Annotated in this window: 13 protein-coding genes; 6 read left to right on the top strand and 7 right to left on the bottom strand. The window is 73.7% G+C overall.

Annotated features, from left to right (window positions below; genetic code table 11):
* Nucleotides 1-146: 146 nt before the first annotated feature.
* Nucleotides 147-503: a hypothetical protein gene (locus ACZ4Z1_RS24005; RefSeq protein WP_468488665.1), complete on the bottom strand. Its 357-nt coding sequence runs from the start codon at nucleotides 501-503 to the stop codon at nucleotides 147-149.
* Nucleotides 504-675: 172 nt separating this feature from the next.
* Nucleotides 676-840 carry a hypothetical protein gene (locus ACZ4Z1_RS24000; RefSeq protein WP_468488664.1) on the bottom strand — a complete coding sequence of 55 codons (165 nt, stop codon included), beginning with the start codon at nucleotides 838-840 and terminating at the stop codon, nucleotides 676-678.
* Between the two features lie 80 nt (nucleotides 841-920).
* Here ACZ4Z1_RS24000 and ACZ4Z1_RS23995 point away from each other — a divergent pair, with 80 nt between their 5' ends.
* Together ACZ4Z1_RS23995 and ACZ4Z1_RS23990 are read left to right on the top strand one after the other, a co-directional pair.
* Nucleotides 921-1,058, top strand: a complete 138-nt coding sequence (locus tag ACZ4Z1_RS23995) for a hypothetical protein (protein WP_468488663.1) — start codon at nucleotides 921-923, stop codon at nucleotides 1,056-1,058.
* Between the two features lie 30 nt (nucleotides 1,059-1,088).
* On the top strand, nucleotides 1,089-2,063 hold the full coding sequence (locus ACZ4Z1_RS23990; protein WP_468488662.1) for a hypothetical protein: 975 nt from the start codon (nucleotides 1,089-1,091) through the stop codon (nucleotides 2,061-2,063).
* 81 nt (nucleotides 2,064-2,144) lie between these two features.
* Here ACZ4Z1_RS23990 and ACZ4Z1_RS23985 read toward each other — a convergent pair whose 3' ends face one another.
* Complete coding sequence (locus ACZ4Z1_RS23985) at nucleotides 2,145-2,798, bottom strand: hypothetical protein (RefSeq protein WP_468488661.1); 654 nt, start codon at nucleotides 2,796-2,798, stop codon at nucleotides 2,145-2,147.
* Between the two features lie 147 nt (nucleotides 2,799-2,945).
* Nucleotides 2,946-3,188 (bottom strand): hypothetical protein, encoded by a 243-nt coding sequence (locus tag ACZ4Z1_RS23980; RefSeq protein ID WP_468488660.1) that lies wholly within the window; start codon nucleotides 3,186-3,188, stop codon nucleotides 2,946-2,948.
* Nucleotides 3,189-3,498: 310 nt separating this feature from the next.
* On the opposite strand from ACZ4Z1_RS23980, the gene ACZ4Z1_RS23975 reads away from it, so the two are divergent.
* Both ACZ4Z1_RS23975 and ACZ4Z1_RS23970 read left to right on the top strand, forming a co-directional pair.
* Nucleotides 3,499-4,881: an FUSC family protein gene (locus tag ACZ4Z1_RS23975; RefSeq protein WP_468488659.1), complete on the top strand. Its 1,383-nt coding sequence runs from the start codon at nucleotides 3,499-3,501 to the stop codon at nucleotides 4,879-4,881.
* A gap of 215 nt (nucleotides 4,882-5,096) precedes the next feature.
* Nucleotides 5,097-6,074 (top strand): iron-containing redox enzyme family protein, encoded by a 978-nt coding sequence (locus ACZ4Z1_RS23970; RefSeq protein WP_468488658.1) that lies wholly within the window; start codon nucleotides 5,097-5,099, stop codon nucleotides 6,072-6,074.
* Here the strand turns inward: ACZ4Z1_RS23970 and ACZ4Z1_RS23965 are convergent.
* Together ACZ4Z1_RS23965 and ACZ4Z1_RS23960 are read right to left on the bottom strand one after the other, a co-directional pair.
* Complete coding sequence (locus tag ACZ4Z1_RS23965; protein ID WP_468488657.1) at nucleotides 6,054-6,377, bottom strand: CDGSH iron-sulfur domain-containing protein; 324 nt, start codon at nucleotides 6,375-6,377, stop codon at nucleotides 6,054-6,056. The two genes, ACZ4Z1_RS23970 and ACZ4Z1_RS23965, sit on opposite strands and share 21 nt — an antisense overlap.
* Nucleotides 6,358-7,020, bottom strand: coding sequence for a HemK2/MTQ2 family protein methyltransferase (locus ACZ4Z1_RS23960; RefSeq protein ID WP_468488656.1), 663 nt, complete (start codon nucleotides 7,018-7,020; stop codon nucleotides 6,358-6,360). The genes ACZ4Z1_RS23965 and ACZ4Z1_RS23960 overlap by 20 nt, the downstream gene beginning before the upstream one ends.
* Before the next feature lie 194 nt (nucleotides 7,021-7,214).
* Between ACZ4Z1_RS23960 and ACZ4Z1_RS23955 the strand changes: the two genes are divergently transcribed.
* Entirely contained in the window at nucleotides 7,215-7,481 is a 267-nt protein-coding gene (locus ACZ4Z1_RS23955) for a hypothetical protein (RefSeq protein ID WP_468488655.1), read from the top strand.
* 67 nt (nucleotides 7,482-7,548) lie between these two features.
* Here the strand turns inward: ACZ4Z1_RS23955 and ACZ4Z1_RS23950 are convergent, their stop codons facing one another.
* Nucleotides 7,549-8,316 carry a 2OG-Fe dioxygenase family protein gene (locus ACZ4Z1_RS23950; protein ID WP_468488654.1) on the bottom strand — a complete coding sequence of 256 codons (768 nt, stop codon included), beginning with the start codon at nucleotides 8,314-8,316 and terminating at the stop codon, nucleotides 7,549-7,551.
* Between the two features lie 263 nt (nucleotides 8,317-8,579).
* Between ACZ4Z1_RS23950 and ACZ4Z1_RS23945 the strand changes: the two genes are divergently transcribed.
* On the top strand, nucleotides 8,580-9,797 hold the full coding sequence (locus ACZ4Z1_RS23945; RefSeq protein WP_468488653.1) for a glycosyltransferase: 1,218 nt from the start codon (nucleotides 8,580-8,582) through the stop codon (nucleotides 9,795-9,797).
* Nucleotides 9,798-9,800: the final 3 nt, after the last annotated feature.

Raw genomic sequence — 9,800 nt, 5'->3', positions numbered from 1 at the left:
GTAGTGGCGATTGCCCCCCCTTCTTGCGCTCCACAGAGGCGCGAAGCCTTGGTAACCCCCCCCCCTCCCCCGGTTTTGCCGCCCTCCTCCCCCCCCCCCCCCCTGCCCCCACACCGGGTGCGGCGGGTCACCGTCGCAGTGGTTGCTCAGCGGTCGGAATAGCTGAAGTCGCCCACGGTCCAGGCACTGACGTCCTTGATCGCGACACGGTACATCCCGCCCGTCTCCGGGATCCCGACCGTGCCTTGCAGGATCCGGGCGACATGGAAGTGCAGATGCGTAGGCGGCCCGTTCGTCACGGGGGTACCGAAGACGGCGGAGAACTCGCCCACGCGGTCCGAATCCGTCAGTACTTCCGACACCCTGTGCCGCCACACTGCTTCGGGAGCCAGCCGACCGGTGATGACAGCTCCACCGGTGACCACGGTCAGGGACATCTGATTGCTGCGCCCGGACTCCACCATGGCGGCGACGTCAACCAGCAGCTCGTCAGGCTTCGACATGGGGCAGATTATATTTGCTGGTCATCCAGTTGCTTGCGCAGTGACGCTACCGGGCAAGACGGGCGCTCACTGTCTTGCCGCCGGAGGCCCGGCGGGTGGCCGCGGTGACGTGGGTGAGGCGGTTGAGCACGGGTCGGCCGAAGCCTCGACTCCAGCGCGAGGAGCACACGCGTCAGTCGGCTTCGGTCCACGGCGGGTCCGGCGTGACGTTCGTGCCGTCACAGTTCCAGCAGTCCCACTCCTCCGGCAGCTCGTACTTCGTGCCCCAGAAACCTGCCTGCTCGCCGTACAGGACGTTGTCCTCCCCGCACCAGCCGCATACGAACTCGAAGTTCACGAAGATCCCCTTCCCTGCCGTACAGGCCGCCATCTTGATAGCAGCTGCGGCGCGGCGCGGCGAGAATGCGGCCGGTCGGTGTGCGACGGATCGGTGGTCACCGTTCGGCGGCGACGGCCGCGCGGCTGCTGGGCTGCTCGGCGGCGGCCGGGACGAAGGTCCTCAAGCGGCTCCAGGAGCACGGCGTCGCGGACGTGGTACGGCGTCCGACCGGCTAGAGCCTGCTCGCGCGGTCGCGGGTGCGCGTGGTGCCGGTAGCCAAGGCCCACACACCCGGCTCCCTGCCCATACCCGAGCCGAGCGGCGTCGACCCGCCGCCCGCCGCCGTGCCCATCGGTCCCGTACACACCCGGGAGAACGCCTCGGCCGGCTACCACCGCGCCCTCATCGCACACCAGGAAGCGGCCACGCCGCACCGCCGGACGGACCCGGTCATCGCGGAAGCGGCGCAGCGGCAGACCGCCGCGATGCGCGCGCTCAGCGCCCGTGCCTTCCCCGAGCCCGTGGAAGAGGTGCAGCCCCGATCGAGTCGTCTCGGGTCCAATGCCGCCGCCAGGCCGCAGCCACTGCCCTGCGCAGGGCGCGAGCTGAACGCGCCGCCGGGAAGGAGAGGGCTTCGGTTTCCGTGCCGCGGCTGGGACACAGCGCATGACACGGTTTCGCGATCTGCTGGGCTGGTGGCCCGCCGTCCCGACACGCTGGGGGCGACGACGACAGGAGGTGTCGTGATGAGCGACCAGCCGCCACCGGAGCTGCCGCCCGAGGACGGGCCCAGCATCACCGCGCACGTCACGGCCACGGGCGCCACCGCGGACTACCTGCGCCAGTTGGCAGCGGTCACCGGCCAGTCCCCGGAGGCGATCACCATCCAGTGGGCCGCCGGCCAGGTCTTCGTCCCCGACACGGCGCTCGGGGACGACCCTGGCGTACCCGACTGGCCCGCCCTGTTCGAAGGCCCGCCGGACCTGTCCGAACACACCCACGCGTACCTGCGCCGGTACCGCTCCGCCGGCCGTCGCCGACACCTCGGCCCTGCTCGCGGTCTTCAACGCCCGGGACCGCAACCACCGCGGCGGGGGCGGCACATGGTCATGCCGCTGGCCGAGCGGCTCCTGGGCCCGGTGCGGGAGCGGGGCCTCGCGGTGAGCCCGGAGCAGACGTCGGCGGAGGTGCCGCCGGCCGGGCTGCTCGGGGTGTCGCGAGTACGGGGCGTACGGCGCTGAGCGGGCCGGTTCGGATCGTACGGCGCTGAGCGGGCGGGCCCCACCAGGCCGGTGGGGCCCGCCCGGTCCCGGCGGGCGCCGTCAGGCCGCCGTGTCCACGAGGTCGGTGACGAACTTGCGGACCCGGCCGCGCAGTACCGGCGTGACACCGTGGATGACCTGCGCGCCGTACGCGACGGCCACCCCCGGCCCGGCGTCCGTCAGCCACCGGCTCTTGCGCGGCGCGCTCAGCCACTGCGGGGTGTCCTCGTGGACGGCGGGGCCGTGCGGCAGGCTGCGGCTGAGCGGCGTACCCGGCTCGTATCCGTCGGCCGCGCCCAGCATCGTGTCGGTCCAGGGCGCCGAGTCCGACGTCGTCTCGATGTAGAACCGGCCGCCTTCCGCCGCGTCCGTGATCGTCACCCCGATCCGGCCGATGCGCCGGGGCGGCGTCCGCGGGCTGCTGATCCCGTCGAGGTGGGTGGGCACGCCCTGGCCCACGGTGAGTTCGGTGTATCCCCAGTCACCGGACCCGGCGATGGACGGCATGCTGCGCCGGATCGCGGGCAGCGCCCGCTGCGTGGCGTCGGCCAGTACGTCCTGGGCGGTCGCCGGGGCCGTGAGGACCTCGGCCTGGTGGCGGGGCCGCCAACCGGCCGCCTCACTGTCCATGATCTTGATCAGCCGGGCGATCTCCTCCGCGGTGAGGAACTCCTCGACCGTCTGCAGCACGAGCGTCTCGCTGATGTGGATCACTTCGCTCTCCTCGTCGAAGGTCCGGGGTACCGGTCTCGTACTCCACGGTCCCGCCGGTGCGAGGGGGCGGGCAGGCGCAGACGGGGGCGCACACGCGCGTAGTGACTCGTACGTGTGTGCGCCCTGCGGGCGCCTGTCCCGCGGGTGTCACTTCCCGGTGAGCGAGGCGCCCTTCTCCATGTTCAGCGGCCGGGCGGCCGTCTCGGCCAGGCCCAGGACCGCCTTGACGTTGGACTCGCTCAGCGGAATGCGCAAAAGCCCCACGAACTCGGACTCGGTGAGCGAGGAGATCGCCGGACTCGACGCCGGGTTCGCGGCGGCGGGCGGCGTGGCCAGGGCGGCCGCACCGGCCGCGGCGAGCGCTGTGACGACTGCGGAACGGATACGCATCAGGGTGAGGACTTCCGTATGGGTCGGGGGCGGGGCGGGGCGCGGACGAGGCGCGTATCCAGTCAAGGCGGGCACGCGTGCTGACGAAGCGCCACGGTCCGCGCGACCACCCCTACGGGTGCCCGGTATCACCCGGGCGGCAGAGGGACCGGCAGGGGTGTTCGAAGGTGCCGCTGCGACCAGGTGTATTGCTCACGAGCGTTGTCGACGGCCCGCTCGGTGTCCTCCACGGAGATCCATCAGAAACGCCCTGACCCGGACGATCATGGGTACCCGGCGCTCCGGGCCACCGGTGAGCACGGCGGGCCCGATGCGCACAGGAGTGAGCCGGGAGGCGGAGTTGGCGGAGGCGAGGCGCACGGCCGGGTGGCGGTGGCTGTGGTGGGAAGTGGCCGCCGTCGGCCGCACGGTGCGCAGCGCGGTGCGGGGGTCCGGGCCGGAACGGGACACCGTCGTCCAGTCGCTGAAAGCGGCCGGCGCGGCGGTCGCGGCCTGGGCGCTGACGGGCTGGTGGCTCAACGCGCCGCTGGCCCTGATGGCCCCCTGGACCGCGCTGGCGCTGGTCGACGCCACCGTCTACCGCTCACTGCGGTCCGGGCTCCAGCAGCTCGTGGTGATCGTGCTGGGCGCCCTGCTGGCCTCCGCGGCGATGGCCGCGACCGACGGCAGCACGCTGGGCGCCATGCTGATCGTGCTGCCGGTGATGACGCTGGCCGGCACCCACCGCAGGCTGGGCGCCCAGGGCATCTACGGCGCGACCACCGCCCTGTTCGTCATCACCTACGGCGCCTACTCGCTGACCGAGGTCGGGCACCGGCTCATGGAGACCGCGATCGGGGCGGTCATCGGCATCGCCGTCAACGCGCTGATCCTCCCGCCGGTGCACCTGCGCAATGTGCACGACCAGCTGCGGCGGCTGCCCCGGGAGAGCGCCGAACTGCTGGAGCTCATGGCCGAGGGTCTGCGCGGCGGGGAGTGGAGCGCCACGGACGCGGCGGGCTGGCACGACCGTGCGCGCCGCCTCGGCCAGGTGCTGCGGGCGCTGGCCAGCGCCCGCGAGTGGACCACCGAGAGCTCCCGCTTCAACCCCGGCTCCCGGCTGCGCCGTACCGGGCCGCTCCCGCCGCCGCCCGAGAAGGCCGACGCGGTGTGGGAACGGGCCGTCGCCCACCTCTCGGCCATCACCCGCACGCTGGCCGGTACGGCAGGGGAGAAGGCCCGTCTGACCGTGCCCGGCACCGCGTTCCTGCGGCGGTACGCCGACCTGGCGGGCGAGGCCGCGACGCTGTGCCAGGCCGAGGAGGAACTGCTCGCGGACAGCGACCGGGCGGAGGCGGGGGAGCGCTACCGCCGGGCCCGTGAGCGGGCGCAGGAGCTGTACGACCGGCTCGCGGACGACTTCCGGGAGCAGCGCGACCCGCCGGCGGCCGCGGCGAGCGGTGAACTGCTCGTGGAGATGAAGCAGCTGCTGCACGAGCTGACCCATTTCGCGGAACCGGACGCGCCGGAGAGGAGGCGGAAGCCGGACGGGAGGGAGAGGCCGGACGGCCGGGGGAAGCCCAACGGCCCGGGCGAGCCGCGGGGGCAGGGGAAGCCGGGGCGGAAGGCGAAGGCGGGGCGGCAAGGCCGGTCGGGGAGGCTGGGTGAGCCGGGACGGCAGGCGAAGCCGGAGCGGCCGGGCGAGCCGGAATGACCGCGGACCCGGGGCCGTGTCCCCGGCCGTGCCGACGCCACCGCCGACGCCGCTCCCGCCCGCCCGCCGGACGCCGGCTGACCGCCACCCCGCCCGCCTTTCCGCCGCGTACGGGCAGGCCACCGCGTTTCCACGGGGGCTCCGGGGGCACTCGTGAGCCACCCGGCACACCGTGCCAGGCACGGGTTCCCACGGGTGAAGGGAAGGACCACGACGTGAAACGCCCCCCGGCCCGCGGAGAGCTGTCAGCGGCGGTCGTCTCCGCGCTCGGCCAGCAGCCCGGCACCGCGCACCTGCCGGACAGCCGTACGGCTGCGGCGTCGGACCCGTACGGCGACGACCTGCAACTCGCCCTGGCCCTCTGCTACGAGCTGCACTACCGCGGCTTCGACGCCGTACCCGACACCTGGGAGTGGGACCCGGAGCTGCTGCGCTTCCGGGCCGCCCTGGAGCACGCCTTCCTCGGCGCGCTGCGCGCCGACGTCCCCGAGCCGGACGACGTGGACACGCTGCTCGACGGCCTGCTGGTGGAGCCGGCGGACGGCGACGGCGTCTCGCACTTCCTGCGCGACAAGGGTGCGCACTGGCAGTTGCGCGAGTACGCGGCCCAGCGTTCCCTGTACCACCTCAAGGAGGCCGACCCCCACCTGTGGGTGGTGCCGCGCCTGTGGGGCCAGGCCAAGGCCGGGATGATGGCGGTGGAGTACGACGAGTTCGGGGCGGGCCGCGGCGAGCGGGTGCACGCGCGGCTCTTCGCCGACCTGATGGACGACCTCGGCCTGGACAGCTCGTACGGCCGCTACCTTGGCGCCTGCTCGCGGCAGATGCTCGCCGTCAACAACCTGATGTCGCTCTTCGGGCTGCACCGCGTGCACCGGGGCGCCCTGGTCGGGCATTTCGCCTGGGTCGAGGTCACCTCGTCCCCCGGCTCACGCCGCCTCGCGCAGGCGATGGAGCGGCTGGAGGCCGGGCGGGCGGCCGTGGGCTTCTACGCCGAGCACGTCGAGGCGGACGCCGTGCACGAACAGGTGGTGCGCCACCAGGTCGTCAAGGGGCTGCTCCGGGAGGAGCCCGCGCTCGCCCCGGACGTCGCGTTCGGCATCGCCGTCACCGAGCTGCTGGAAGACCGGCTGGGTGAGCATCTGCTCAGCGCCTGGCGGGCGGGTGAATCCTCACTGTTCGCCCCGCTGTGACGCGCTCTGACGGGCGTTGCTCCCGGCCGTACGTGCGGCCGGGGGCCGCTTGCGGCCGCGGTGACTGGCGTCGCACCACGGGAAAGTCCGGCTGCGGCGGCACATGCACAGCGCCACGAACGGCCGGTCCGACCGGGCCGTCGTCCCGTCGTCCAGCTCCACCTCGACCGGGCCCTCGATCAGCACCGGGCCCCCGGGGTCCTGCACGACCCGGCGCGCCTCCTTGGGGGCGCTCCCCTCGCGCTCCGGTACGCACTCCTCGCGCTCCCGTAGGTCCTCCTGCTCACGCGGCTCGCTGCGCACGGACCACCACCAGCTCTTCCTTGTCCTGGCCCGGGGCGATCAGCCCCTGGGCCTCCAGCCACGGGGCACGCTGCCGCATCACGGGCCCGAAGGGGATGAACCTCCGGTCGGTGACCGAGGTCTCCAGGCCGGCGTCCGTCAGCAGTTCCACGGTCCGGTCCGGGCCGCACAGCTGCGAATGGACGATCAGCAGCACACCGTCCGGGGCGAGCAGTCCGGGCACCTGCGCACACAGCCGGTCCAGTACGGCCCGGCCGTCCGGCCCGGCGTCCCACGCCCGCGCCCGGCCGCCGCGCGGCAGCACGGGGGTGGGACCGGGCACGTACGGCGGGTTCGCCATGACCAGGTCGAAGCGGCGCCCGGCCACGGGGTGCAGCAGGTCGCCCCGGTGCGCGCGCACCCGGCTGCCGTGCCCGGCGAACCAGGCGTTCAGCCGGGTGGTGAGCACGGCGGCGAACGCGGCGTCCGTCGCGGTGACCCGCCCGGCGCCGTGCCGGGCCGCGGCGACCGCCAGGGCACCGCTGCCCGCGCCCACGTCCAGTACCTCGGCGCCGGGCCGCAGCGTCTCACGCCGGAGGGCCGCGGCCAGCATTCCGGTGTCTTCCTGAGGGGCGTACACACCGGGGGGTTTGATGAAGAACACGCGCCACGGGTACCCCGGAAACATCGTTCATCCCGCGACGGACGAAATGGGCTGCCCAGCGCGGTGCACACCGCCCCCGTCCGCACCACGCGACGCGACAGGACCACCGGGGTGGCCGATGCCGGGGAAGTGAGCAGTCCACGGCGTCCCGGGCCGCGGACGGCCGACGTCCTCGTCTCCGGCGCATTTGACCGGTGCCGGGTCGAGGCGAAGACACCGCCGTACGCGGGCGCCGGCGGCCTGCGCCGGGGCTGGTCGCGGTACGGACGGCCGTCGCCGCGGCCGCGGAGGGCGTACGGATCTGCGGGTCCGGAACGCCCGTCGTCGGCGGCCAGGAGCCCGCCGTGACGCCGGGCGACCACCCCCGCTACCAGGCCGGGCGGGAGCAGCACCGCGAGGGCGACGGTGTCCTCGGCGTCGGCGGGTACGTCTCTGTGGCCCGGACCTCCAGGGCCGGGTAGCGCGGATGGGGCCGGACGTCCCGGACAGGAGGGGCCGGTGGCCACCACGGACACGTGAGGTGCCGCGTCACGCCGCGGTGAGGGTGGTCACCAGCACGTCGCGGTACGCGGGCCGGGAGATGTCCATCGGCCGGATCGGGGAGACGCAGTGCAGCGAGTCCCGGTCGTCCGACAGCAGCAGGCTGCCCGGCCGGTGCAGGGTGGTCGACAGCAGCTCCCGCCCGTCGTGGGTGTAGACGCTGCTCTGGCCTCCGCTGGCGTTGTCGCGGCAGACGAGCAGCGAGGACACCAGCGTGACGCCGTCCTTGTGGCGGCCCTCCGGGGTGGGGTCCCCGGCGTCGTCGGCCGTCGCGACGACCCGGAACGGATGCACCTTGACGATCCACCGCCCGGCGTCGTCCAGGGCGGCCGCCGCCTGCGCCAGCAGGTCGAACAGCGGCCGCAGCAGCGGGTCGGCGACGAACGCGTCGGTCAGCGGCTCGAAGTGCCGGTCCACCGTCTCGTACAGCGGGTTGGTGTCCTTCGGCTGCACGAACGGCGTGTGGGGCAGCTGGACGAGTTCCCCGGTGGCCGGGGTGAGGGCGAACTGGCCGTACCGGCGCAGCCTGCGGGTGCCCTGCTCGGCCGCGTACCGGTCCTCGCCCAGCTCGTCCCAGTGCGCGGCGAAGCGCGCCCACGACGTGTCGTCCGCGCCCAGCTGCGCCCGGACCGAGGCCGGCGACATCAGGCAGACGGCGGAGTGGGTCAGGCACGAGCGGGCGGCCTCGACCGGGGATCCGGCCCCGGCCGCGCCGCCGGTGCCGGACGGCGCCGAGCGGTCGTCGATGTGCTCCACGTCGGTTGTCCGCCTTCCTGCCGGGCGTGCGCCGCAGCGCCTGCGTGATCCCATCGTGTGGCGGCCCCCCGCTGATCGCATCTTGCGCGCACCCGGCCCGTGGCACGCGGCGGCCACGGTGGATCATGGAGCCGGCCCTGCCCGCCCGACGGCCTTTCATGCCGCATGACTCAATGTCGCCGTATGTCGTCACCCTTCTTTGACACCTCTTTTCGCGGCTTCCTACGGTGATCGCACGCCCCCCGCCCAGAGAAGAGGAATCCATGCGCGTCCTGTGCACCGCGACCGGCTCACCGTCGCACGGCAGAGCTCTGCTGCCCCTGGCCCGCGCGCTGACCGGGGCCGGCCACGACGTCACGGTGGCCACGACCCCCGAGGTGGCACCCGTCTTCGCCGCCGACGCCGTCACGGTGGAGACCTGCCTGCCGCGGCTCGACTTCGGATCGGGCTGGCAGGAGGACGTCGAGGAGGCGACCGGTTCGGAGGAAGCGGCCGGTACGGACGCCCTCTCCGTCGAGGAACTGCACCTGCGGGTGCTGGTCGACCGGCTCACCGGCGACATGGCCGTCCAGAGCCACGACGTGCTGGCCGAACTGGCCCGCCGCATACGGCCGGACGTCATCATCCGGGACGGCATGGACATCGGCGCCTGCCTGCTCGCCGAGCGGCTCGGCATCCCCCAGCTGCCCATCCCCGCCGGTACGGTCAACGTGCTCGACCCGGCGGTCCTGCTGCCGGGACTGAACCGGCTGCGTGAGCAACTGGAGCTGCCCGTACAGGAGTCGCCCGCTTCGCTCTACCCGTACGGCCGCTTCGACTACCTGCCCGCCGAGCTCTCCTTCGCCCAGTTCCCGGCGACGGTCCTGGCCTACCGCCAGTCCACCGTCGTGGACCGCACCGCCGGGCTGCCCGGCTGGGTGGCCCGACTGCCCACCGACCGGCCGCTGGTGTTCGCCGCGGTGGGCACCGCGCTGCCGATGTTCCGCGAGATCCTGCCCGAGGGCGCCCCGCTGCCGGTGGGGATGACCGACCCGGCGGAGCAGCTGGGCATCATCGTCGCGGGCCTGTCCCGGCTGGACTGCACGGCCGTGGTCGCGACCGGCGGCATCGAACCGGCCGGTGTGGAGCCCGCCCCGCACGTCCACCTCACGGACCGGCTCGCACAGCCGCTGCTGCTGGAGTGCGCCGACCTGTTCGTCACCCACGGCGGCTACAACAGCGTCCGGGAAGCGGTGCGCACGGGCACGCCCATGGCCGTGCTGCCGAACTTCGGCGACCAGCTGCCCAACGCCCGGCGGGTGCAGGAGCTGGGTCTCGGCCTGCACCTGACCGACACCGCGCCGGAAGCCGTGGCCGCCGCGTGCCGGGAGATCCTGGACGACCGCGGCACCGCCGCCCGGATCCGGCAGGCGCAGCTCGCCAGCCTCGCCCTGCCGGACGTCGGGCAGGTCGTGGACGACCTGGAGAAGCTCATCGCCTGAGAC

The organism is Streptomyces sp. NPDC030165 (genome assembly GCF_055573595.1).
This window is presented reverse-complemented; position numbering and strand designations above follow the sequence as displayed.

Excerpts from the sequence above, each read along its gene's own strand:
- ACZ4Z1_RS23975 (WP_468488659.1), top strand. The coding sequence starts at position 3,499 with ATGCGCACAGGAGTGAGCCGGGAGGCGGAGTTGGCGGAGGCGAGGCGC.
- ACZ4Z1_RS23980 (WP_468488660.1), bottom strand. The coding sequence starts at position 3,188 with ATGCGTATCCGTTCCGCAGTCGTCACAGCGCTCGCCGCGGCCGGTGCG.
- ACZ4Z1_RS23945 (WP_468488653.1), top strand. The coding sequence starts at position 8,580 with ATGCGCGTCCTGTGCACCGCGACCGGCTCACCGTCGCACGGCAGAGCT.
- ACZ4Z1_RS24005 (WP_468488665.1), bottom strand. The coding sequence starts at position 503 with ATGTCGAAGCCTGACGAGCTGCTGGTTGACGTCGCCGCCATGGTGGAG.